This is a genomic window from Pseudoduganella violacea (assembly GCF_014191875.1).
GTDB classification, from domain to species: domain Bacteria; phylum Pseudomonadota; class Gammaproteobacteria; order Burkholderiales; family Burkholderiaceae_D; genus Rugamonas; species Rugamonas violacea_A.
Map to the genome: position 1 here is coordinate 393,754 of NZ_JACHXD010000003.1, position 21,849 is coordinate 415,602.

The 21,849-nt window shown below is 65.1% G+C and carries 21 protein-coding genes; 10 read left to right on the forward strand and 11 right to left on the reverse strand.

The annotated features are described in order from the left end of the window. Positions 1-2: 2 nt before the first annotated feature. The gene (locus FHS03_RS07670; RefSeq protein WP_183440407.1) at positions 3-764 is read right to left on the reverse strand and encodes a uroporphyrinogen-III synthase; all 762 of its coding nucleotides are present in this window, start codon (positions 762-764) and stop codon (positions 3-5) included. Further along, complete coding sequence (gene hemC / locus FHS03_RS07675; protein ID WP_183440408.1) at positions 757-1,791, reverse strand: hydroxymethylbilane synthase; 1,035 nt, start codon at positions 1,789-1,791, stop codon at positions 757-759. The genes FHS03_RS07670 and hemC overlap by 8 nt, the downstream gene beginning before the upstream one ends. Before the next feature lie 95 nt (positions 1,792-1,886). Here hemC and ppc point away from each other — a divergent pair, with 95 nt between their 5' ends. Beyond that, on the forward strand, positions 1,887-4,703 hold the full coding sequence (ppc, locus tag FHS03_RS07680; protein WP_183440409.1) for a phosphoenolpyruvate carboxylase: 2,817 nt from the start codon (positions 1,887-1,889) through the stop codon (positions 4,701-4,703). A 57-nt stretch (positions 4,704-4,760) separates the two neighbouring features. Here ppc and FHS03_RS07685 read toward each other — a convergent pair whose 3' ends face one another. After that, complete coding sequence (locus tag FHS03_RS07685; protein ID WP_221208069.1) at positions 4,761-5,444, reverse strand: pyridoxamine 5'-phosphate oxidase family protein; 684 nt, start codon at positions 5,442-5,444, stop codon at positions 4,761-4,763. Between the two features lie 98 nt (positions 5,445-5,542). Here FHS03_RS07685 and FHS03_RS07690 point away from each other — a divergent pair, with 98 nt between their 5' ends. After that, positions 5,543-6,169 (forward strand): GIN domain-containing protein, encoded by a 627-nt coding sequence (locus tag FHS03_RS07690; protein ID WP_183440411.1) that lies wholly within the window; start codon positions 5,543-5,545, stop codon positions 6,167-6,169. A gap of 9 nt (positions 6,170-6,178) precedes the next feature. Here FHS03_RS07690 and FHS03_RS07695 read toward each other — a convergent pair whose 3' ends face one another. From FHS03_RS07695 to FHS03_RS07705, 3 genes are all read right to left on the reverse strand, one after another. Continuing rightward, positions 6,179-6,631 carry a carboxymuconolactone decarboxylase family protein gene (locus tag FHS03_RS07695; protein WP_183440412.1) on the reverse strand — a complete coding sequence of 151 codons (453 nt, stop codon included), beginning with the start codon at positions 6,629-6,631 and terminating at the stop codon, positions 6,179-6,181. 109 nt (positions 6,632-6,740) lie between these two features. Then, positions 6,741-7,634, reverse strand: a complete 894-nt coding sequence (locus FHS03_RS07700) for an RNA polymerase sigma-70 factor (RefSeq protein ID WP_183440413.1) — start codon at positions 7,632-7,634, stop codon at positions 6,741-6,743. A 12-nt stretch (positions 7,635-7,646) separates the two neighbouring features. Beyond that, a complete protein-coding gene (locus FHS03_RS07705) occupies positions 7,647-8,309 on the reverse strand; it encodes a GNAT family N-acetyltransferase (RefSeq protein WP_183440414.1) in 663 nt (220 codons plus the stop codon). A gap of 54 nt (positions 8,310-8,363) precedes the next feature. Here FHS03_RS07705 and FHS03_RS07710 point away from each other — a divergent pair, with 54 nt between their 5' ends. After that, positions 8,364-8,702 (forward strand): zinc ribbon domain-containing protein YjdM, encoded by a 339-nt coding sequence (locus FHS03_RS07710; RefSeq protein ID WP_183440415.1) that lies wholly within the window; start codon positions 8,364-8,366, stop codon positions 8,700-8,702. Here FHS03_RS07710 and FHS03_RS07715 read toward each other — a convergent pair. Continuing rightward, complete coding sequence (locus tag FHS03_RS07715) at positions 8,689-9,687, reverse strand: 2-dehydropantoate 2-reductase (protein WP_183440416.1); 999 nt, start codon at positions 9,685-9,687, stop codon at positions 8,689-8,691. The two genes, FHS03_RS07710 and FHS03_RS07715, sit on opposite strands and share 14 nt — an antisense overlap. Before the next feature lie 153 nt (positions 9,688-9,840). Here FHS03_RS07715 and FHS03_RS07720 point away from each other — a divergent pair, with 153 nt between their 5' ends. Continuing rightward, entirely contained in the window at positions 9,841-11,046 is a 1,206-nt protein-coding gene (locus FHS03_RS07720) for a PAS domain-containing sensor histidine kinase (protein ID WP_183440417.1), read from the forward strand. A 24-nt stretch (positions 11,047-11,070) separates the two neighbouring features. Here the strand turns inward: FHS03_RS07720 and rpoD are convergent, their stop codons facing one another. Next, entirely contained in the window at positions 11,071-13,581 is a 2,511-nt protein-coding gene (rpoD, locus tag FHS03_RS07725; protein WP_183440418.1) for an RNA polymerase sigma factor RpoD, read from the reverse strand. A 442-nt stretch (positions 13,582-14,023) separates the two neighbouring features. Between rpoD and FHS03_RS07730 the strand changes: the two genes are divergently transcribed. Both FHS03_RS07730 and FHS03_RS07735 read left to right on the forward strand, forming a co-directional pair. Next, positions 14,024-14,503, forward strand: coding sequence for a ProQ/FINO family protein (locus tag FHS03_RS07730; protein ID WP_183440419.1), 480 nt, complete (start codon positions 14,024-14,026; stop codon positions 14,501-14,503). Beyond that, entirely contained in the window at positions 14,503-15,156 is a 654-nt protein-coding gene (locus FHS03_RS07735) for a 3'-5' exonuclease (RefSeq protein ID WP_183440420.1), read from the forward strand. The genes FHS03_RS07730 and FHS03_RS07735 overlap by 1 nt, the downstream gene beginning before the upstream one ends. A 53-nt stretch (positions 15,157-15,209) precedes the next feature. Here FHS03_RS07735 and FHS03_RS07740 read toward each other — a convergent pair whose 3' ends face one another. Then, positions 15,210-16,625, reverse strand: a complete 1,416-nt coding sequence (locus FHS03_RS07740) for an aminotransferase-like domain-containing protein (RefSeq protein ID WP_183440421.1) — start codon at positions 16,623-16,625, stop codon at positions 15,210-15,212. A 136-nt stretch (positions 16,626-16,761) separates the two neighbouring features. On the opposite strand from FHS03_RS07740, the gene FHS03_RS07745 reads away from it, so the two are divergent. From FHS03_RS07745 to FHS03_RS07755, 3 genes are all read left to right on the forward strand, one after another. Then, entirely contained in the window at positions 16,762-17,469 is a 708-nt protein-coding gene (locus FHS03_RS07745) for a c-type cytochrome (RefSeq protein ID WP_183440422.1), read from the forward strand. A gap of 10 nt (positions 17,470-17,479) precedes the next feature. Continuing rightward, positions 17,480-18,763 carry a cytochrome c gene (locus FHS03_RS07750; RefSeq protein WP_183440423.1) on the forward strand — a complete coding sequence of 428 codons (1,284 nt, stop codon included), beginning with the start codon at positions 17,480-17,482 and terminating at the stop codon, positions 18,761-18,763. A gap of 84 nt (positions 18,764-18,847) precedes the next feature. Then, positions 18,848-19,534: a hypothetical protein gene (locus tag FHS03_RS07755; protein WP_183440424.1), complete on the forward strand. Its 687-nt coding sequence runs from the start codon at positions 18,848-18,850 to the stop codon at positions 19,532-19,534. Between the two features lie 12 nt (positions 19,535-19,546). Here the strand turns inward: FHS03_RS07755 and FHS03_RS07760 are convergent, their stop codons facing one another. After that, positions 19,547-20,182: a class I SAM-dependent rRNA methyltransferase gene (locus tag FHS03_RS07760; protein ID WP_183440425.1), complete on the reverse strand. Its 636-nt coding sequence runs from the start codon at positions 20,180-20,182 to the stop codon at positions 19,547-19,549. Positions 20,183-20,394: 212 nt separating this feature from the next. On the opposite strand from FHS03_RS07760, the gene FHS03_RS07765 reads away from it, so the two are divergent. Continuing rightward, entirely contained in the window at positions 20,395-21,177 is a 783-nt protein-coding gene (locus tag FHS03_RS07765) for a head GIN domain-containing protein (RefSeq protein WP_183440426.1), read from the forward strand. A 189-nt stretch (positions 21,178-21,366) separates the two neighbouring features. Here FHS03_RS07765 and FHS03_RS07770 read toward each other — a convergent pair whose 3' ends face one another. Next, positions 21,367-21,825, reverse strand: coding sequence for a copper chaperone PCu(A)C (locus FHS03_RS07770; protein WP_183440427.1), 459 nt, complete (start codon positions 21,823-21,825; stop codon positions 21,367-21,369). Between the last annotated feature and the right edge of the window lie 24 nt (positions 21,826-21,849).

Sequence of the window (21,849 nt, forward strand, 5' to 3'; positions counted from 1 at the left end):
CGTCATTGTAACGCGGCGAGCAAGCGCTCGTCGCCTGATCCTGTGAGCGTGACCCGATGACAGCCCAGGGCATTTGCCGACTCGGCAATCCTGGCATGGGGCACGATCAAGTGTTGTTGTTGCATTTTTGCAACGCCGGCTTCCCCCTCGGCTTCGGCCACCAGGGCCAACAGGCCGCGCAAGGCTTCCGAGCTGGTGATGAACCAATCGTTGGGCCGGGCCAGCAGCGCGTGCAGGCGGGCCGCCAGCGCCGCGTCGAGCCGCGGCACGCTGCGGCGGTAGGCCGCCACGAACTGGACTTCGACGCCCGCCGCGCGCAAGCCATCGGCCATCAGTTCACGCCCGCTTTCGCCGCGCACGATCAGCACGCGCTTGCCGCGCAGGGCCGCCAGGTCCAGGGTTTGCAGCAGGTGTTCGGAATCGCTGAATTCGGCCTCGGCCGAACTCACGATCTGCGCCTTGTCCGGCGTGATGCCGTGGGCGGCCAGCGCCAGGCGGCTGCCTTCGCCCAGCACGGCCAGCGTCACGCCGGCCGGCCAGGCCGCGATATGGGCGAAGGCGGCGTCGATGGCGTTGGGCGAGACGAAGAACACCATGGCGTACGCGGCCAGGTCGGCCAGCGCGGCCTTGAGCGGCGCGGCATCGGCCAGCGGCGCGATCTCCAGCAGCGGCAGCACCTCGACCGGACGGCCGAGCGCTGCCACGCGCTCAGCCAGCGGCTGCGCTTGCGCCAGGGGGCGGGTGATGATGACGGCGTCAGGCATCCGGGCTGGCTGCGGCTTCCGCCAGGCAGACCGACAGGATGTCGACCGCATCCTGCTGGCGCAGCAGTTCCGATACTTCCACGCCGAGCGCCTCGGCATCGGCGGCGGCGCCGCGCACCTCGGCGGCGGCCATGCGCTTGCCGTCCGGCGTGGCGACCATGGCGCGCAGGTGCATGTCGGCGCCGGTGACGGTGGCGTAAGCGGCCAGCGGCACCTGGCAGCTGCCGCCAAAGACCTTGGACACCTTGCGCTCGGCCGCCACGGCCTGCGCGGTCGGCAGGTGGTTCAGCGGCGCCAGCAGGGACAACAGGTCCAGGCCATCATTGCGCTCGGCGATTTCGATGGCCATGGCGCCCTGGCCTGCGGCCGGCAGGCTGGTGGCCGGGTCCAGCACGGCGCGGATGCGCTGTTCCAGGCCCAGGCGTTTCAGGCCGGCGGCGGCCAGGATGATGGCGGCGTAGTCGCCACGGTCCAATTTCGCCAGGCGGGTATCCAGATTGCCGCGCAGCGGCTTGATGACCAGGTGCGGGTAGCGCGCCGCGATCAGCGACTGGCGGCGCAGGCTGCTGGTGCCGACGACGGCGCCGGCCGGCAGCGCATCGAGCGAGGCGTAATCGCTGGAGACGAAGGCGTCGCGCGGGTCTTCGCGTTCCAGCACGGCGGCCAAGGCAAAGCCTGCGGGCAGCTCCATCGGCACGTCTTTCAGCGAATGCACCGCCAGATCGGCGCGGCCTTCGGCCATCGCCACCTCCAGCTCCTTGACGAACAGGCCCTTGCCGCCGACCTTGGACAGGGTGCGGTCGAGAATTTGATCGCCGCGCGTCGTCATTCCGAGAATTTCAACGCTGCACTGCGGATATAATAAAGACAAGCGCGCGCGGACATGCTCGGCCTGCCACATGGCGAGCCGGCTTTCGCGCGAGGCGATCACCAATCTGGACGGGATCTGTTGGGCCAATTCGGATGTTTTCAAAACTGTTCTTTCGCTGTTGCTGACGCTCACCGGCGTTGGCCAGTTACTGTGCATGTTTTAAGACTATAAATTTTAGCATGCGCTTCCCCCTTGCAGCCGTGGCCAAAAGCCTTTGCACCGACATACATCATCTTTGTGACTCATCAATTATGGTAAAACAAGCTAGTGCAACCGACGAACAAGCCGGCGCCGATAAAGACGCGCCATTGAAAGAAGATATCCGCCTGCTGGGCCGCCTGCTCGGCGACGTCTTGCGGGAACAGGAGGGCGAAGAGGTCTTCGCCGTGGTCGAGACCATCCGCCAGACCGCCGTGCGCTTCCGCCGCGAAGCCGACGTCGGCGCCGCCAAGGAACTGGACGGCATGCTCAAGATCCTCACCAAGGAGCAGACCATTTCGGTAGTGCGCGCCTTCTCCTACTTCTCCCACCTGGCCAATATCGCCGAGGACCAGCACCACATCCGGCGCCGCCGCGCCCACCTGCTGGCCGGCTCCACGCCGCAGCGCGGCAGCATCGGCCATGCCCTGTGCAAGCTGAAGGAGGCGGGCGTGGGTGAAGACACCGTCAAGGGCTTCTTCCAGGACGCCCTGATTTCCCCGGTGCTCACGGCCCACCCCACCGAAGTGCAGCGCAAATCCATCCTCGACGCGGAACACGATATCGCCCGCCTGCTGGCCGAACGCGACATGCCGCTGACGCCGAAGGAGCGCGCCGCCAACCAGCATATGCTGCGCGCCCGCGTCGCCACGCTGTGGCAGACCCGCATGCTGCGCTACTCCAAGCTGACCGTGGCCGACGAGATCGAAAATGCGCTGTCCTACTACCGCATCACCTTCCTGCGCGAGCTGCCGGCCCTGTATGACGATATCGAAGCCGATATCGCCGGCCAGTACGGCACGCCCGAAGCGCAGATCAATGCGCCCTACGTGCAAATGGGCAGCTGGATCGGCGGCGACCGCGATGGCAATCCGAATGTGAACGCCGGCACCATGCGCCACGCGCTGGAGCGCCAGGCCACCACCATCATGGACTTTTACCTGGACGAGGCCCATGCCCTGGGCGCCGAGCTGTCCTTGTCGACCCAGATCGTACGCTGCAGTCCCGAACTGCAAGCCCTGGCCGACGCTTCGCCCGACACCTCGGACCACCGTTCCGACGAACCTTACCGCCGCGCCCTGATCGGCATCTATGCGCGTCTGGCCAGCACGGCGCGCGAACTGGGCGCCACCAATATCCTGCGCAAGGAAGTGGGCCACGCCGAGCCGTATGCCAGTCCAGCCGCCTTCTCGGCCGACCTGCAACTGTTGATCGATTCGCTGGACGCCAACCACGGCGGCGCCCTGGCCCGCCCGCGCCTGACGACGCTGAAACGCGCCGCCGACATCTTCGGCTTCCACCTCGCGTCGCTGGATATGCGCCAGAGTTCGGACATCCACGAGCGCGTGCTGGCCGAGCTGTTCGCCAAGGCCGGCGTGCAGGCCGACTACGCGGCGCTGGACGAGGATGCCAAGGTCAAGCTGCTGCTGGCCGAGCTGGCGCAATCGCGCCTGCTGTTCTCGCCCTATCTCGAGTACTCGGCCGAAACCGATTCCGAGCTGACCATCCTGCGCGCGGCGCGCGAAATCCGCCAGCGCTACGGCGCGCGCGCCATCCGCAACTACATCATCTCGCACACGGAAACCGTGTCCGACCTGCTGGAAGTGCTGGTGCTGCAGCAGGAAACCGGCCTGCTGCGCCGCAGCGCCGAGGGCGAGAGCACGCTCGACCTGATGGTGATCCCGCTGTTCGAGACCATTCCCGACCTGCAGCGCGCGGCCGGCATCATGGAAAGCGTGATGGCCCTGCCGCTGGTCAAGCAGCTGATCGCCAAGCAGGGACAGATCCAGGAAGTGATGCTGGGCTATTCCGACTCCAACAAGGACGGCGGCTTCCTCACCTCCAACTGGGAACTGTACAAGGCCGAGGTCAGCCTGGTCGAGATCTTCGCCAAAGCCGGCGTCAAGCTGCGCCTGTTCCATGGCCGCGGCGGCACGGTCGGCCGCGGCGGCGGCCCAAGCTATGAAGCCATCCTGGCCCAGCCCAAGGGCACGGTAAACGGCCAGATCCGCTTGACCGAACAGGGCGAGATCATCGCCTCCAAGTTCTCCAACGCCGAAATCGGGCGCCGCAACCTGGAGCTGCTGGTGGCCGCCACGCTGGAAGCGAGCCTGACCCCGCCCGCCTCGGACCAGGGCCAGAAGACCCAGCTGGCGCGTTTCGAATCCGTGATGGCCGAGATTTCCGGCCTGGCCTACAAGGCTTACCGCAACCTGGTGTACGAAACCCCGGGCTTCACCGACTACTTCTTCGCCGCCACGCCGATTGCCGAAATCGCGGAGCTGAACCTCGGTTCGCGTCCCGCCTCGCGCAAGTCGACCAAGCGCATCGAAGACTTGCGCGCCATTCCCTGGGGCTTCTCCTGGGGCCAATGCCGCCTGCTGCTGCCGGGCTGGTACGGCTTCGGCAGCGCCGTGGGCGGCTGGATGGCGGCGGGCAAGCGCGAAGAGCGCCTGGCCCAGTTGCGCGATATGGTGCAGCACTGGCCCTTCTTCGCCACTCTGCTGTCGAATATGGACATGGTGCTGGCCAAGACCGACCTGGCGATCGCCTCGCGCTACGCCGAGCTGGTGGCGGACAAGGAACTGCGCGAGCGCATCTTCAAGCGCATCACCGAGGAATACGCGCTCACGCTGGAATGCCTGGAAGCGATCACCGGCGCGCGCGACCGCCTGGCCGGCAATCCGCTGCTGGCGCGTTCCATCACCAACCGCTTCCCCTACCTCGATCCGCTCAACCACTTGCAGGTTGAATTGATCAAGCGCCGCCGCACCCTCAGCGCGGAATCGGATCTGGCGGACCCGCGCGTGCACCGCGGCATCCACCTGTCCATCAACGGCGTGGCAGCGGGCCTGCGCAACACCGGCTAAGACTTTTCGGCCGCAAGGAAAACGCCGCCCGCGCCAGCAATGGCGGGCGGCGTTTTTTTAATACAGCGTGGTTTGCAGGCGGCCCGGCAGGTCGCGGTCGTACTGGACACCGTCGATGGCGGACTTGCTCAACTCCTGCAGCACCGTGCCCAGGCTGGGCAGGCTGGCCGGCTCGCGCTGCGCGTCCGGCTGCCACAGGCGCGAACGGATCAAGGCGCGAGAGCACTGGAAAAACACCGACTCCACCCGCACCGCCAGCACCGTGCGCGGCGCCTTGCCATCGACGGCAAAGCGCTCCAGCAATGGCGGGTCGACGAGAATCGCGGCGCGGCCATGCACGCGCAGGGTTTCGCCCACGCCCGGCACCATGAACAGCAGCGCCACGCGCGGATCGGCAACGATATTACGCAGGCTATCGACGCGGTTATTGCCGCGCCGGTCCGGCAGCAGCAAGGTCTTTTCATCTTCCACCACGACGAAACCGGCCGGATCGCCACGCGGCGAAGCATCCAGGCCGTCAGGGCCGGCCGTCGCCAGCACGGCGAAAGGCGCCGCCTCGATGAAGGCGCGGTAATGCGGGTGGATGTAATCGACTTCCTTGACGACGGAAGCCTGGCCCGGCTTGCCGTACAGCGCTTCGAGCGCCTGCGGATCGGTGATGCGGTGGGGGTTGCTGCTCCAGTCCACGGGTGTTTCCTCTTCGCTGGCGGGTAAAGGCCGCAAAGTTAGCATATTTTGCATTTCATCGGCGAAAAGCGGCCGTTCGTCGCAAGCCGGCCAGCGGTACGCGAAACTACGTACAATGTTTTCATCACAACCATTATAAGAAGGACACCGCCATGCTGCGTACGCTGCTGCTCACCACCCTGCTGTTCTCCGCCTCCGTCCACGCCGCCGAAGAAAGCCGCAAGCTGGCGCCCTTCAACGCCGTCAACAGCCGCGGCCCCTTCGTGATCAAGGTCGAGGCGGGCAAGGCGCAGTCCGTCGTCATCCGCGGGCGCGAGGATTACATCACCCAGGTTGAAACCCAGGTCGTCAACGGCGAACTGCTGCTCTACTACAAGGACAAGGACCGCCAGAAGAGCAAAACCTTGGACGGCATGGACATCGTCATCACCGTGCCGGCGCTGAGCAAATACCAGCAGGAAGGCGCGGGCGAAACCATTTTGCGCAATCTGGCCGGCGAGCGCGTGGACATCAGCTATCGCGGCGCCGGCCGCCTGGAGGCGAGCGGCAAGGTCAAGCTGCTGCGCCTGAAAGCCCAAGGCGTGGGCGAAGTCAATACCAAGGCTCTGCTGGCCGAAAACGCCGACGTCAATTTCGAAGGCATGGGCGACGTCAGCATCTACGCCAGCGGCACCCTGAACGCCGTCGTGCGCGGCATGGGCAATATGAGCTACTACGGCCACCCCAAAACCCTGAACAAATCGGTCCAGGGCATGGGCAGCGTGAAGGCGGGCGACTAGGCCGTCGGCTCAAGCCTCCAGCGGGATCGGATTGCGCAAGCTGACGTTGAGCAGGTTCCAGGCGTTGATGGTGACGATGACGAAGCCCAGTTCGGCGATTTCCTCGTCGCTGAAGTGCTGCTGCAACTGGGCGAATTCGGCGTCGCTCGGGTCGGTGCGCGGGATGCCGGTCACCAGCTCGGCCCAATGCAGGGCAGCGCGTTCGCGTTCGGTGAAGAAGGGAGCTTCGCGCCAGCCGGCGACGGCGTTGGCGTGGCGCGGTTCGACTTCCATCTTGATCAGGTCGCGCCAGTGCATGTCGATGCAGTAAGCGCAGCCGTTGATCTGCGAGACGCGCAGCAGGACCAGGTCCACCAGGCGCTTGCCCAGGAGTTCGGTGCGCAGGCCGTTGGACAGGGCCAGCAGGTTCTGGAAGCCTTTCGGGGCCAGTTGGTAGTATGCGATGCGTGCTTTGGCGCTCATAGTATGCCTTTCGGTTGGTAGCGGAAACCGCCCTTTGCGGCTTCCATACCCATAAGACGCGGCACGCATCCGGCTTGTGACAGCTTTGCGCAAAAAAATTTAAAAAATCTTAAATCGTCTGCGGCAGGCCGGCCAGCTTGTCCGGATTGCGCACGGCGTAGATGCCGACAATGCGCTCGCCGTCCACCACGAAACTCTGGGCCGATTCCAGCTTGCCTTCCACATAGCGCAGGAAACCCGGCTCGCCATTGACCATGGCCATGCGGTAGACGATCTGGCCGCCATGTTTGGCCAGCATGCCGGCGTACAGGTCGGCCACGAAGTCGGTGCCGCCCACCCGGCCATGGAAGGAGGGCACTTTGCCGCCGCCATCGCCCACCAGCGTGACATCCTCATCCAGCAGCGCCTTGATCGCATCGCGCTGGCCGCTGCCGGCGGCCTGCATGAATTTGGCGAGCAGGCTGCGGTGGGCTTCTTTTGGCACCTCGAAGCGCACCCGGTCCTGCTGCACGCGCTCGCTGGCGCGGTGCACCATCTGGCGGCAGGCCGCTTCGCTCTTGCCGATCAGCTCAGCCACTTCGGCGTAGTCATGGTCGAAGACCTGGCGCAGCAGGAAGGCGGCGCGCTCCTCGGGCGACAGGCGCTCCAGCACCCACATACAGGCCATCGACAGCTCGCTCGCCATTTCAGCCGCCGCTTCCGGCGTATTTTCATCCAGCGCCTCGACCAGCGGCTCGGGCAACCACCAGCCCACATAGGATTCGCGCTCGGCCTTGGCGGCGCGCAGGCGGTCGATGGAAAGCCGGGTCACGATCGTCACCAGCCAGGCTTCGGACGATTGCACCGCGCTCTTGTCGCTGCCATACCAGCGCAGCCAGGCGTCCTGCAGGATGTCCTCGGCATCGGCACGCGTGCCGAGCATGCGATAGGCGATGGCGAACAGGCGCGGGCGCAGCGCGGCGAAGGCATGGGTGTCGGCGGGGATGGGCGGCGTCTCTTGCATATACTGTTTACATTATTTAGTCAGTTGCGCGTGGCGCAGTTCGCGGGTGGGCGCAAAGCCCATGCTTTGGTACAGCGCGCGGGCGCGCGCGTTGGCCGCGCCCACATGCAGCATCGGCGTGACGCCCTGTTCCAGCATGCCGTGCATGATATGGCTGACCAGCAGGCGCGCATGGCCCCGCCCCGTATGCTCGGGATGAGTGCAGACCGCGCTGATCTCGCGCCAGCGGCCCAGGTCCATGCGCTCGCCGCTCAAGGCGATCAGCCGGCCCGCCTCGCGCAAGCCGATATAGCGGCCCAGCTCACCGGTGCGCGGGCGGAAATAGCCGGGAAAGGCCAATGCCGTCAGCGCCTGCATGGCGGGATCGTCCGCCGCCAATTCGCAGATGGCGGCGGCGGGTGGCGCGGCCAGCGCGCCGCCCTGATACACCATTTGCAGCACCGCGCCGAGCTCCTTCAGCTGCCAGCCGGACGCCAGCCGTGGCAGCGCGCCGAGGAAGTAATTGCCCGCGCCGATCCGCAGCAGCGCCTCGTCATCCAGCAGGAGGTCCGGCTCCGCCACGGCGCCGAAAGGCGCGATATCGGAGGGGAAGCACAGCGCGGCACCGGCCGCCTGCGCCAGATGGGACTGGGCGCTGATGAGCGCCGTCCAGATGGGGTTTTCCAATTCCTTCACTGCCGCTCCTGCCTCAGGTTGTATACTACTGCTTTTGTCTGGAACAAAATCATTATGAGTACCCTGCCACCTTGCCCTCAATGCCAGTCCGAATTCACCTACGAGGACGGCGCCATGCTGGTGTGCCCGGAATGCGCGCACGAATGGTCGGCCGGCGCCGCCGACGCGGCTGACAGCGTGCGCGTCTACCGCGACGCCTCCGGCAATGTCCTGCAGGATGGGGATACTGTCACCGTTATCAAGGATCTCAAGCCAAAAGGTTCGGGCGGCGTGATCAAGCAAGGCACCAAGGTGAAGAATATCCGCCTGGTCGACAACGATCACGATATCGACTGCAAGATCGACGGTTTCGGCGCCATGAGCCTGAAATCGGAATTCGTCAGGAAGGTTTAAGCGCTTCCTCCGGATACAGCCCCCGCACCCGCGCGAACAGGCGGGTCAAGCCCAGCAGCGCGTCGATATTCGGCGTCGCCACACCGACGCGCTGGCCGATCTCCCGCACCACCGTCACCAGGCCATCAAGCTCGATCGGCCGCCCCGCCTCCACATCCTGCAGCATCGACGTGCGGAAAGCGCCCAGCTTGCGCGTGACCTGATGCCGGTCTTCCGGCGACTCCGTGATTTCGCAGCCGATGCGCTGGCCGATGGCCGCCGCTTCGCGCATGGCGGCCTGGCAGAAAGCGCTGGCCAGCGGGTCGTCGAGCAGGCGATCGGCGGTGGCGCCCGTCATCGCGGTGACGGGATTGGTCGTCATATTCCCCCACAGCTTGTACCAGATGTCGTAGCGGATGCGCGGCGACAGCGTGGCATCGAAGCCGGCCTGTCCGAATAGCTGGACCACGCGGCGCGCGCGTTCCGATTCGCCGCCCGCCGCCTCGCCGACGATCAGACCGCGCCCCATCTTGTGCTGCACCAGCCCTGGCTCGGTGGTGAAGGTGCTGGCATGGATCACGCAGCCCAGCAGCGACTCGTATGGAATGGCCGCGCCGATGCGGCCGCCGGGATCGACGCTGTGCAGCGGCTCGCGCCCCAGCACCGGATTGCCTTCCACGAACCACCACGGCACGCCGTTCATGGCCGGCAGCACCATGGTCTCCGGTCCCAGCAGCGGCGCAATGGACGCCGCCACCTCGGGCAGCGCGGGGGCCTTGACCGCGATGATGACCAGATCCTGCACGCCCAGCTGCGCGGCGTCGGCCGCCGCGACGGCCGGCGCCGTCACCAGGCCATCAGCCGTCTGCAAGCGCCAGCCGTGACGGCGCAGCGCCTCCAGCGTGGCGCCGCGCGCCAGCGCGCTGGTTTGGCAAACGCCGGCGGCCGCCAGCCGCGTGCCGAGAAAACCGCCGATGGCGCCGGCCCCCACGATGCATACTTTCATTCCGATATCCTTATATCCGGTGTGTAGTGCCGAAATAATAAGTCATCGCGCATTTTCCCTCCAGCCGCAGCCCGCGGTTTTTATGCCGCAGTGCGGAATCGAAAATTACCGAAAAAGAAAGACAATCAAGCAACGAGTATTTACAATGGTTTTATGCCCACCCTGCTCATCAGCCTATTTTCCTGCGCTTTGGCCGCCGCCCTGCTCGCCCAGCACGCCGCCAACCGGCGTTTGCGCGCGGAACTGCAGCAGCGTGAGGAACAAGGCGACGCGCAGGCGCAGCGCCTGCGCTGGCTGACCGAACTGGTGGCCACCATGCCGGTGCCGACCTTCATCAAGGATGCCCAGTCGCGCTTCGTGATGATGAACCACGCTTGCGAACAAATGTTTGGCGTGCCCTTCGACTCATTGCAGGGCAAGGTCGGCGAGGAATTCTGGCCGCCGGAGCAGATGGCGGCCTTTCTCGCCAACGACCGCGCCTCCTTCACCGCGCGCGGCCTGGTGGTGCGCGAGGAGCTGCTGTGGGATGCGGGCCTGGACGCTAGCCGCCAGGTGCAGACCTTCAAAAAACCCATGTTCAACGCCGCCGGCGAACCTGAAATGTTGATCGGCATGTTCATCGACATTAGCGAACGGGAACAGGCCAAGGCCGCGCTGCAAACCTCGCTGCGCCAGTTGCGCGAACTGAGCGACTATGTGGAAATGGCGCGCGAAAACGAGCACCAGCGCATCGCCCGCGAAGCCCACGATGAACTGGGCCAGACCCTGATGGCGCTGAAGATCGACGTCTCCATGCTGCACGCGCGCACGCGGCCCAGCCATCCGTTGCTGCATGCCGAGAGCCGGCGCGTGCTGGCCACGCTGGACCACAGCATCGCCGTGGTGCGCGCCATCATCAACGAACTGCATCCAAGCACCCTGGAACTGGGCCTGCCGGCCGCCGTGGACTGGCTGCTGAAGCGCATCCGGCGCGACAGCGGTCTGGTTTGCCAACTGCACCTGCCGGAGGAAATCGCGCCCCAGCAACTGGAACAGCGCCGCACCTGGGCCGTGTTTCGCATCATCCAGGAGGCGCTGGCCGATATCGTCGCCACGGCCCAGGCCAGCCACGTCGACGTCTCGCTGCGCATGCTGAACGACACGCTGTTCCTGACCATCAGCCATGACGGCCTGCCCAGCCGCTTCAGCGACGGCAACGACCTGCCCAAGATCGCCATCCGCGAACGCATTGCCGCCATCGGCGGCGAACTCGATGACGGCGGCGCCGAGCCAAGCTGCGTGCTGGCCGCGCGCCTGCCGGGGCGAAAAAAAGAAAGGGAGGCCGCAGCCTCCCCTTCCGATCCAGGCCTTGCGGCCTGACATCCTTCTTCTTGCCTGCGCAGCTTAGTTCTGCGTCAGGAAGGTCTTCAGCTTGTCCGAGCGCGATGGCTGGCGCAGTTTGCTCATGGCCTTCGCTTCGATCTGGCGGATACGTTCGCGCGTCACGTCGAACTGCTTGCCCACTTCTTCCAGCGTGTGGTCGTTCGACATTTCCACGCCATAGCGCATGCGCAGCACTTTCGCTTCGCGCGGGGTCAGGGAGTCCAGCACTTCCTTGATCACATTGCGCATCGAGGCGTGCAGGGCCGCATCCAGCGGCGCCAGCGTGGTGTTGTCCTCGATGAAGTCGCCCAGCTGGGAATCGCCGTCCTCGCCCATCGGGGTTTCCATGGAAATCGGCTCTTTGGCGATCTTCATGATTTCGCGGACTTTGTTTTCCGGCATTTCCATCTTCACCGCCAGGGTGGCCAGATCCGGCTCGCTGCCGGTTTCCTGCATGATCTGGCGCGAGATGCGGTTCATCTTGTTGATGGTCTCGATCATGTGCACCGGCACGCGGATGGTGCGCGCCATGTCAGCGATGGAACGGGTGATGGCCTGGCGAATCCACCAGGTGGCATAGGTCGAGAACTTGTAGCCGCGGCGGTATTCGAATTTATCGACCGCTTTGAGCAGGCCGATATTGCCTTCCTGGATCAGGTCGAGGAATTGCAGGCCGCGGTTGATGTACTTCTTCGCGATCGAAATCACCAGACGCAGGTTGGCCACCGTCATTTCGCGTTTGGCGTGGCGGGCGCGCTTCTCGCCCGCGGCCATCTGCTTGTTGATCTTGCGCAGGTCGGCCAGCGGCAGCGCCACGCGTTCCTGCAGGTCGATCATCTTGTTCTGCAGCTCCTTGATGGCGGGCACGTTACGGCCCAGCACCGCGCTGTAGGGATAGCCGGCGTCGACTTCGCCGTCCACCCAATCCAGGTCGCATTCATTGCCCGGGAAGACCTTGATGAAGTGGGCGCGCGGCATGCCGCATTTGTTCACGCACAGTTCCAGCACGGCGCGCTCGATGCTGCGCACCTGCTCCATCTGGCCGCGCAGGGTGTCGCACAGCTTTTCCACCACTTTCGCGGTGAAGCGGATGCCCAGCAGCTCGTTGGAGATGATGTCCTGCGCCTTCATGTAGGCCGGCGAGCCGTAGCCACCGGAGGCCCGGCGCATCTTGTCGTACTGGTTGGAGATGATGGCGAATTTTTCCAGCGCATCGATCTTCAGTTGCGCCAGCTGCTCGGTCGAGAAGCCGGCCGCGCCGCCATTGGCGTCGCCCTCTTCTTCCTCTTCCTCCAGCTCTTCTTCCTCATCCTCGTCATCGGAGGAAGCGGCGGCCGGCGCGCTGGCGGCCGGCGTGCTGCCAACCTCGTTCAGGTCGACGAAACCGTCCACCACTTCATCGACCTTGGTCTCGTCGTTTTCGATCTTCTGCGCCAGGGCCACGATCTCGGCGATGGTGGTGGGGCAGGCGGAGATGGCCTGGATCATGTCGCGCAGGCCGCCTTCGATGCGCTTGGCGATCTCGATCTCGCCTTCGCGCGTCAGCAGGGCCACGGCGCCCATTTCGCGCATATACATGCGCACCGGGTCGGTGGTGCGGCCGAAGTCGGAATCGACGGTCGACAGCGCGGTGGCGGCGGCCGCTTCCACTTCATCGTCGCTGGCGGCGGTGGCCACGCTGTCGCTCAACAGCAGGCTTTCCGCGTCCGGCGCGCGCTCGTAGACGGCGATGCCCATATCGTTGAAGGTGGCGATGATGCCTTCGATCGCTTCCGGATCGATGATGTTTTCCGGCAGCTGGTCGTTGATCTCGGCATAGGTCAGGAAGCCGCGGTCCTTGCCCATATTGATCAGGTTCTTGAACTGCAGGCGGCGTTTTTCCAGGTCTTCGGCCGAGGCGTTGGCGTCCATGCCCAGCGCATCCAGGCCCTTGGCCTTGCGCTCGCGCGCCTTCGACACGGCCTTCAGTTCGGCGCGTTCGACCGCGTTCAGCGCGGCCACTTCATCGTTTTCCGGCGTGAATTCGCTCGGCTTGCGGCCGCGGCGGCCCGGCACTTTCACCTGCGGCAGCAGGTAGCCGGAGGTGTCGATGGCGGCCAGGGTGGCGGCGTCGGTCACCTGGCTGACGGCGGCCGGGCCGCTGGTCACGGTGACGGGGGCCGCTTCCGCCTTGGCTTTGCGGGCGCGCGTCACGGTCGGCTTGGCGGCGGCAGCGGCAGCGGCGCCACCGGGCGCGGCCAGCGAGACGGCGGTGGCCGCGCCGGTCTTGCGCGCCACTTTCACGGTCTTCTCGGCGGCAGCCGCTTCCGCGACCTCATTGGCTTCCACGGCTTCCGGCGCAGCGCTTGCCACGTCATCGGCGGCCACGGCGGCCAGGCGGGAGCGGGTCTTCTTCACTACGGTGACGGGTTTGCCGGCAGCTTCCTGAGCATTGTCGATGACGTAAGATAAACTCGTCTTTGGTACAGCCAGCTGCGCCGAAGCGGTGCGGGGTTTGGCGGACAACGTTAGGGTTTTCGGCGTTTTCGTCATTAAATATCTCTCAGTGCGAGACCCGGCAGGTCGCGGCGAAAAAGTGAATAATCCACCCAGTCCGCGTTTCGGTCTCGATGGCGCTTAAGTTCGGGGAGCTATCGGAATGAAAAAAGCCCGCTGTACGGGCTTTGCTTCCGTTGTATTCAGTGCTGAATAGAAGAGAGGGCGGATTATGCCCTATCGCGTGACATCGGGATAATGGATAGATCCCATATCGGCCATGCAGAAACCATATAACCCAGCCAGCAACGCCGGGTCAGACACTCTTTACCAAACTGAATCCGCACCGCCCTGCTTTTGGTGCGTCGGTCATTATACATCTTTTGACGCGCCGCCGCATCGGTAAAATGATAGTCAAAACAACATCATGGCCTAATTTGCACTGCGCGCGCAGGTCGCGCATGGTATGCTGGCGGCTCTTGATTAACCATTGAAGTTCATGAACACTAGCCTTACCCCTACGCCGCCGGCCACCGACAACAGCGCCGCCGCGCCGGCACCGGCCGCCGCAGGCGCCGCACCGACTTCGGCCCGCGCCCTGCTCAAGCAACTGCAAACGCAATTCCCCGCCTTCCGCGACTGCCTGCCGCTGTCGATCGGCATCGACAAGCAGATCCTGGCCCAGCTGCCGGAAATCGACCGCAAACTGATGCGCGCCGCGCTCGGCATCCACACCGGCTCGCAGCGCTATCTGCGCGTCATGGAAAAAGCCAAGCTGCGCTTCAACCTCGATGGCAGCGAAGGCGCGGAAGTCACCGACGTGCACCGCAAGCACGCCAAGGATGTGCTGCAGGAGCGCTTCAAGAAGGAAGCCGAACGCAAGAAGGCCGAGCGCGACGCCGCCGCGGCCGAGGAAGCGAACCGCCGCCGCCAGGAAAAGCTGGAACAGCTGACCGCCAAATTCTCGCGCAAAGGCTGATGAGCGAAACCGCGCAGCAGGAAGCCGAGCTGCCGCCCTACCCTGGCATCACGCTGGATCAAGTGCGGCTGGTGCGTTCCGCGGCCGACGCCGAAGCGGCGCAGGCGGCGCTGCTGGCGTCGGACGTGATCGGCTTCGATACCGAATCGAAGCCGACGTTCCAGAAGGGCCAGCATTCCGACGGCCCGCATCTGATCCAGCTGGCCAGCGACGAACTGGCCTATCTGTTCCAGGTCGGGCCGCACGTGGGACCGCTGCTGCCGGCGCTCAAAGCCATACTCGAATCCGAACAGACCATGAAGGTCGGCTTCGGCCTGTCCGACGATATGAAGCGGGTGCGCGCCAAGCTGGGCATCGAACCGCTGCAAGTGGTCGACCTGTCCGTGGCCTTGCGCGGCGGCCAGCGCAACGACCTGGGCGCCAAAAGCGCCGTCGCCAAATTCTTCGGCCAGAAGCTGCAAAAGTCGAAGAAGATCTCCACCACCAACTGGGCCGCGCCGCGCCTGAGCGAAAAGCAAATCCTCTACGCCGCCGACGATGCCCAGGTCGCCCTGCGCGTCTTCCGCCGCTGGCTCGCCAACGGCAACGTCCTGCCGCCGCAAAAGCCGCCCAAAGTGCGGCGCCCACGCCCCCAGCCACCCACCCCAGCCTGATTACAGCCGGGTCCGTGTCCACCCTGGTGCCAGGCACCTAGGTGGACACGGACTCAGCCCTGGAGCTGGTCGCGGGCGAGCTGGCCAAGGGTGGCGATGGCCGCTTCATGGTCAGCGTCCCAATGGTGGCCGTAGTTCAGGCGCAAACAGTTCCGGAAGGCGCGCTTGGCGGAGAAGATCGGCCCCGGCGCGACGCTGATGCCGTGCGCCAGCGCGCAGCGGTGCAGGACCAGGGCGTCGACGCCCTCCGGCAAGGCGACCCACAGGAAGTAGCCGCCCTGCGGTTGCGTAAACCGGGTGCCGGGCGGGAAATGGCGGGCAATCGCCTGCATCATTTTTTCCTGCTGGCCGGCAAGCGCGCCGCGCAACTGGCGCAGGTGGCGGTCGTAGCCGCCCTGCCCCAGGTATTCGGCCAGCGCCAGCTGCGAGGGCATGGCCGCGGCCAGGCTGGTGGTCAGCTTGAGGCGTTCGACATGGCGCGCGAAGCGTCCCGGCGCGGCCCAGCCGACGCGAAAGCCGGGTGCCAGGCATTTGGAAAAGGAGCTGCAGTGCATCACCAGCCCCTTGCCGTCGTAGCGCTTGGCGAGCGCGGGACGCTGGGCGCCGAAATACAGCTCGCCGTACACATCATCCTCGATCAGCGGCACATCGTAACGCGCCAGCAGCTCGACCAGGGCTTGCTTTTTCTCGGGCGGCATCAGACTGCCCAGCGGATTCTGGAAGCTGGTCATGATCCAGCAAGCTTGCGGCTTGTGCTGCTCCAGCGCTTCAGCCAGCGCGCCCAGTTCCATGCCTTCGCGCGGATGGGTCGCCACTTCGACCGCCTTCAGGCCGATGCGCTCCAGCGCCTGCAAGGCGGCGTAGAAAGTGGGCGATTCCACCAGCACCGTGTCGCCGGGATGGGCCACGGCCTGCAGGCAGAGATTGAGCGCTTCCAGCGCGCCATTGGTGATGACGATTTCGTCGGCCGCCACCTGCACCCCATCGAGCTGGTAGCGCAGCGCGATCTGGCGCCGCAGTTCGGCATTGCCCGGCGGCAGATCGGCCACCGTGCTCCAGGGATCGATGCGGCGCAAGGCGGCGGCGGCGGCGCGGCCCAGCTTCTCCAGCGGGAACAGCAGCGGGCTGGGAAAGGCCGAGCCGAAAGGCACGTTGCTGCGCTCGCGGCCGGCGTCCAGCACGGAAAATACGAGCTCGCTGACGTCGACCACGGTCGATACGCCATCGGGGCGCGAGGCTTCCGGCTCGGGCGCCAGCGGCTGGCGCTGCGCCACGTAGTAGCCGGAACGCGGACGCGACTCGATGGCGCCGCGCGCTTCAAGCAGATAGTAGGCCTGGAAGACGGTCGATGGGCTGACGCCGCGCCGCTCCTGCTGCTGGCGCACGGACGGCAGGCGCTCCCCGGGCCGCAGCACATTTTTTGCGATCATGCCGGCGATTTCCTCGGCCAGCGCTTCGTAAAGCTTCAACTCGTCTCCCGGTCGAGGATTGCAAACTGATCCCCTGTTTCTATTGCCCTTCTGAGCCTGTTCTTCTTCGGCGGCGGAGTATATCCTGTCCCTTTTACCGTACAAACGCCCAATTTTAAGCAAAACGGTTCTCTTTATGCCAATTCTTTCGTTTTCGCTGCGGAACAGCGCCATTGCGGCGCTGGCTGCCGCCTTGCCGCTGCTGGCCGCCGCCGCGCCGGCGGCCTTGCCGGACACGCTGGAACAACGCGTGGCGGCCTGCGTCGCCTGCCACAAGGCCAAAGAACAGAGCGATGCCTTCTTCCCGCGCATCGCCGGCAAACCGGCCGGCTATCTGTATAACCAGCTGCTGAATTTCCGCGACGGCCGCCGCCAGTATCCGATGATGACGTATATGGTGGAGCAGCTGCCGGACGCCTACCTGCGCGAAATCGCCGAATACTTCGCCGAGCAGCATCCGCCCTACCCGGCGGCGCAAAACAGCGGCGCCACCCAGGCCCAGCTCGAACGCGGCCGCAGCCTGGCGCTGCAAGGCGATGCCGGCAAAAAGATCCCGGCCTGCGTGGCCTGTCATGGCGAGAAGCTGACCGGCGTGGCGCCCGCCATTCCCGGCCTGGTCGGCCTGCCGCGCGACTACATCAATTCCCAGTTCGGCGCCTGGAAGAACCAGAAGCGCAAGGCGCATGCGCCGGACTGCATGGCCGACGTGGCCAGCCGCCTGAGCGAAGCCGATGTGGCGGCCGTTTCCAGCTGGCTCGCGACCCAGGTGGCCGACGCCGGCGACCTCCCCGCCACCGCCCACGCCAAGCCGCTGCCGCTGAAATGCGGCGGCGTGCCTCAATAAGGGGCGCCTCATGAAGAAAAAAATCCTTACCCTGTTCGCCGGCCTGCTGGTTCTGCTGGCCGCCGCTGCGTTGTGGCTGTGGCCCAAGGACGACGCGGGCGCGCCGGCCAGCGCCGCCTTCAAAGCGCTGCCTGCGGCCGAGAAAGTGGCGCGCGGCGCCTATCTGGCCAAGGCCGGCGACTGCATGGCCTGCCACACCACGCGCGGCGGCGTCGCCTTTGCCGGCGGCCGCGCCCTGCAAACCCCGTTCGGTAATGTGATCGCGCCCAATATCACATCGGACAAGGAAAACGGCATCGGCAGCTGGAGCGCCGACGATTTCTGGAACGCGCTGCACAACGGCAAATCGAAAAATGGCCGCCTGCTCTATCCAGCCTTCCCCTACACCGATTACACCAAGGTCACGCGCGACGATTCGGACGCGCTGTACGCCTACTTCCAGACCGTGCCCGCCCACCCGCAGGCCAACCGTCCGCACGAGCTGCGCTTCCCTTACAACCAGCAGCTCACGCTGGCCGTGTGGCGTGCCATGTACTTCAAGCCCGCCGTCTACCAAGCGGACAATAGCAAGCCGGCCGAATGGAACCGCGGCGCCTATCTGGTGCAGGGCCTGGGCCATTGCATCGCCTGCCACAGCACGCGCAACGCCCTGGGCGCCAGCGATGGCGGCCTGAATGGCGGCATGATCCCGGTGCTGGGCTGGTATGCGCCTTCGCTCAATTCCGACCGCGAAGCGGGCCTGGGCGAGTGGCAGACGCCGCATATCGAGCAGTTGCTGAAAACCGGCATCTCGCCGCGCGCCACCGTCTTCGGCCCGATGGCCGAAGTGGTACGCCAAAGCCTGCAGCATCTGAACGACGCCGATATCGGCGCCATGGCCCTGTATCTGAAATCGCTCCCGGCGCCGGACGGCAAGCCCGAACCCTACGAGCGCGAGAAGAGCAGCGAAGCCGTCGCCTTCCTGGCGGCGGGCGCGAAGATTTACAAATCGCAGTGCATGGACTGCCACGGCGAAAACGGCGAAGGCATTCCGCCGGCCTATCCGCCGCTGGCCGGCAACCGCGCGCTGACCATGGACGAAGCGGTCAATCCCATCCGCATCGTGCTGAATGGCGGCTTCCCGCCCGGTACGGCGGGCAACCCGCGCCCTTACGGCATGCCGCCGTTCAGCCATGCGCTGAACGATGTGGAGGTGGCGGCCGTGGTGTCTTATCTGCGCAGCGCATGGGGCAATAATGCGCGCCCGGTGAGCAGCGTCGAGGTAAATCGCTACCGCAACGTGCCGCTCGAATAATCTTTCTTGACTAGCGATATAAAAGCAAAACGTAAGGACTTGGGCGTAGAATGACAGCAGGTCACGCTCAAGGCGCTTACGATCATGCCAATAAAAATACGTACCGTTTTGCCTGTCCTGCTGGGCCTTGCGACCAGTGCCGCGGCGCAGGCGCAGAGCTTCGAAGCGCGCTGTGCCAGCGAACTGCAATCGCGCTTCCAGGTGACGTCTTCCAGCGCGGGCTATGCGGTGGACAATACCGTCGCCACCAAGGTGCTGCATAACCGCGCCGTGCACAATAGCGCCGGCGACATGATGCTGGGCCTGACCTCCGCCACCTCGCGCGTTGAAGTCAGCATCGATGGCCATGTCCTGCAAGACCCGGGCAACGGGCGCGAATGCCTGGCGCCGCAGATCAGCGTCGACCTGCGCTATCTTCCCCTGCAAGTGTATGTGGCGCGCGAGTTTTCGCCGGCCGGCTGCCCTTACCGCGCCGTGCTCGATCACGAAATGGAACACGTCAATCTCTATCTGCAGCACTTGCCCAAGGTGGCGGGACTGGTGCAGCAGGCGCTAGAAAAGCGCTACCGTGGCGCGCCGCTGTATGCGGCCAGCGGCGCGGGCCTGGACGCCCTGGCCAATCAGATCGATACCTGGCTTTGGCCCATGATCAAGACCGAGATGCAGCGCATTGAGGTCTATCAAAAAGCCTTCGACAGCGACGAGGAATCCTTCCGCCTCAGCTCCGCCTGCCAGGGCGAACTAGGACTCAATCTGCGCTCGCGCTATTGAAGGCGGGCCGCCTCAGCGCGGGTATTCGAAGCCGGTGCGCAAGTCCATCGGGATGTTGCGTCCGCCCTGGCTGACGGTCAGACGTTGCGGCGGCTCGTCGCCGGCCAGCGCGCCCGGCTTGACCATCAAGCCTTCGCCCTTGCGCATCAGCGCATCACAACGCTCATATACGTTCGGGCAGCCCGTCCCGGCCAACAGCGCCTGCACGATGGGCACCTTCCACGCATCGACCGCGCCCGACTGGAACTGGCAGATCAGATAGCCGTCCTTGCCGCCGTAGCTATGCACCAGCAAGCCGGACAAGCCGTCCGCATCGCCATCGATCAGTTGCACCAGTTCCTGCGGCGCGGCCTGGGCCAGGGCCGGCGCGCGTTTTTCCAGCGCGGCCTTGACGCGGCGCTTCATCATCGCGTGATCCACCGGCTCGTCCTCGCGCAGCGTCCAGATACGGGCGGCGATCTGCGACTTGGCGCTGTAGCCGGCGCGCGCCAGGAAACGCCGCGCCGACGATTGCACGATGGCAGTCGCCCCGGCCTTCATTTTTTCCTGGGGACGGCCTTCGACTTTCTCGATGGCCGATTGGTAGATCCAGGGCGAACCGGCGAGTATGGCCGCTTCCTTGCCCTGTTTGATGGTGATGATAAGCATGTGCATCCTGTCAGAGGTGGCCGCAAAAGCGAGCGGCCAATCCAGCATCTTACAGGATCGCCGCGCGGCCGCGCCAGCGCGGCGGCCCAGTCCAGTCCCGCCTGTCGGCATTCTATTCCCGTTCACGCGCAGTTTGTCGCATGGCGGCAGCCCTGGCCTTGGCGCTGAAATACTATCAGCCCATACCAATCGCAAACCCAAGGAGGAGACCCATGGTTGAACTGAAAAATATCCCAGTCGCCGCGCGCGGCATCGTGCTCGCCGCCGGCCTGCTGGCGGCGGCCGCGCCGCTGAGCCAGGCCGTGGCCGGTCCCGGCAGTTGGTTCCGCGGCGAACGCGTGCAGGGCAACGGCAAGATCGTCAAGCAGAGCCGGGAGCCGGGCCACTTCAGCGGCGTCGGTCTCGGCATGAGCGGCAACGTCGAGATCCGCGTCGGCAATAGCGAAAGCGTGACGATCGAGACCGACGAGAATATCCTGCCGCTGATCGATACCGTGGTCGAAAACGGCACGTTGAAAATCCGCCCGGTGAAAAAGGACGCATCCTTCGATACGCGCAATCTGCGCATCGTGGTGCAGGCGCGCGCACTGGAAAAAGTCTCGGTCGGCGGTTCCGGCAATGTCGAGGTAAACGGCATGCGCGGCGAGCGCCTGCAATTCGACGTGGGCGGTTCCGGCACCATCAATGCGCGCGGCCTGGAAGGCGCGTCGGTGGCGGTTTCGCTGGGCGGCAGCGGCAGCCTGAAAGCCAGCGGCACGGCGGAGAACGTGAACGTGTCGATCGGCGGTTCGGGCAAGGTGGCGCTCGGCCAGCTGCAAGCGCGCAATGTGGTGGTCAGCATCGGCGGTTCAGGCGAGGCGACCGTGTGGGCCAAGGAATCGCTGAACACCAGCGTGGCCGGCTCGGGCGACGTCTCCTACTACGGCGATCCGCGCGTGAACAAGAACGTGACGGGTTCGGGCTCGGTACGCCGCGCCGGTGGCGCACCACAGTAACCGGAACTGCAGGCGCAAAAAAAACTGCCCGGTGGGGACCGGGCAGATAAAGGGATGAAAATGAGAAGGTGAAGAAAGGTACTGCAGTTACATCGATACCCACGTCCAGCGCCGGCGCATGGCCGCAGGGTGAGCACTGCCGCCGCCGCGGCGCAGCGGGCGTCAGTGCATTAATACGGGGGTGGCGGCTTAGTGGCCGGCGTGGGCGCGCGCGGACGGGCTATAGTTGATCGGCTTGACCGGCACTTGCACTTCCACGGTCTCGCGCTTCTTGTCCTTCTTCTCGAAGGTCAGTTTCAAAGGCACGGTATCGCCTTCTTTGAGCTGGCGTTTCAGCTGCATCAGCATGACGTGATAGCTGCCCGGCTTGAGCTCGACCGCTTTGCCGGCCGGCAGATCAAGGCCATCGATCTCGGACATCTTCATCACATTGTTTTCCATCGACATCTGGTGCAACTCGGCATTCGCGACCGTGGTTTCCACGCCGACCAGGCGCGCATCCTGCGCCGATTGCAGCAGCATGAAGGCGCCGCTGGCTTTAGCGGCAGGGACGGTGGCGCGCGCCCAGCTTTCGCTGACCGTGACTTGGGCCATGGCCGAGGCGGCGAACGCCATGGAAATGGCGCATGCAAAGAATTGCTTTTTCATTCAAAACTCCTGATTTTTGTGGGA

Excerpts from the sequence above, each read along its gene's own strand:
- FHS03_RS07670 (WP_183440407.1), bottom strand. The coding sequence starts at position 764 with ATGCCTGACGCCGTCATCATCACCCGCCCCCTGGCGCAAGCGCAGCCG.
- hemC (WP_183440408.1), bottom strand. The coding sequence starts at position 1,791 with ATGCACAGTAACTGGCCAACGCCGGTGAGCGTCAGCAACAGCGAAAGA.
- ppc (WP_183440409.1), top strand. The coding sequence starts at position 1,887 with ATGGTAAAACAAGCTAGTGCAACCGACGAACAAGCCGGCGCCGATAAA.
- FHS03_RS07685 (WP_221208069.1), bottom strand. The coding sequence starts at position 5,444 with ATGCAAAATATGCTAACTTTGCGGCCTTTACCCGCCAGCGAAGAGGAA.
- FHS03_RS07690 (WP_183440411.1), top strand. The coding sequence starts at position 5,543 with ATGCTGCGTACGCTGCTGCTCACCACCCTGCTGTTCTCCGCCTCCGTC.
- FHS03_RS07695 (WP_183440412.1), bottom strand. The coding sequence starts at position 6,631 with ATGAGCGCCAAAGCACGCATCGCATACTACCAACTGGCCCCGAAAGGC.
- FHS03_RS07700 (WP_183440413.1), bottom strand. The coding sequence starts at position 7,634 with ATGCAAGAGACGCCGCCCATCCCCGCCGACACCCATGCCTTCGCCGCG.
- FHS03_RS07710 (WP_183440415.1), top strand. The coding sequence starts at position 8,364 with ATGAGTACCCTGCCACCTTGCCCTCAATGCCAGTCCGAATTCACCTAC.
- FHS03_RS07715 (WP_183440416.1), bottom strand. The coding sequence starts at position 9,687 with ATGAAAGTATGCATCGTGGGGGCCGGCGCCATCGGCGGTTTTCTCGGC.
- FHS03_RS07720 (WP_183440417.1), top strand. The coding sequence starts at position 9,841 with ATGCCCACCCTGCTCATCAGCCTATTTTCCTGCGCTTTGGCCGCCGCC.
- rpoD (WP_183440418.1), bottom strand. The coding sequence starts at position 13,581 with ATGACGAAAACGCCGAAAACCCTAACGTTGTCCGCCAAACCCCGCACC.
- FHS03_RS07730 (WP_183440419.1), top strand. The coding sequence starts at position 14,024 with ATGAACACTAGCCTTACCCCTACGCCGCCGGCCACCGACAACAGCGCC.
- FHS03_RS07735 (WP_183440420.1), top strand. The coding sequence starts at position 14,503 with ATGAGCGAAACCGCGCAGCAGGAAGCCGAGCTGCCGCCCTACCCTGGC.
- FHS03_RS07745 (WP_183440422.1), top strand. The coding sequence starts at position 16,762 with ATGCCAATTCTTTCGTTTTCGCTGCGGAACAGCGCCATTGCGGCGCTG.
- FHS03_RS07750 (WP_183440423.1), top strand. The coding sequence starts at position 17,480 with ATGAAGAAAAAAATCCTTACCCTGTTCGCCGGCCTGCTGGTTCTGCTG.
- FHS03_RS07755 (WP_183440424.1), top strand. The coding sequence starts at position 18,848 with ATGCCAATAAAAATACGTACCGTTTTGCCTGTCCTGCTGGGCCTTGCG.
- FHS03_RS07760 (WP_183440425.1), bottom strand. The coding sequence starts at position 20,182 with ATGCTTATCATCACCATCAAACAGGGCAAGGAAGCGGCCATACTCGCC.
- FHS03_RS07765 (WP_183440426.1), top strand. The coding sequence starts at position 20,395 with ATGGTTGAACTGAAAAATATCCCAGTCGCCGCGCGCGGCATCGTGCTC.
- FHS03_RS07770 (WP_183440427.1), bottom strand. The coding sequence starts at position 21,825 with ATGAAAAAGCAATTCTTTGCATGCGCCATTTCCATGGCGTTCGCCGCC.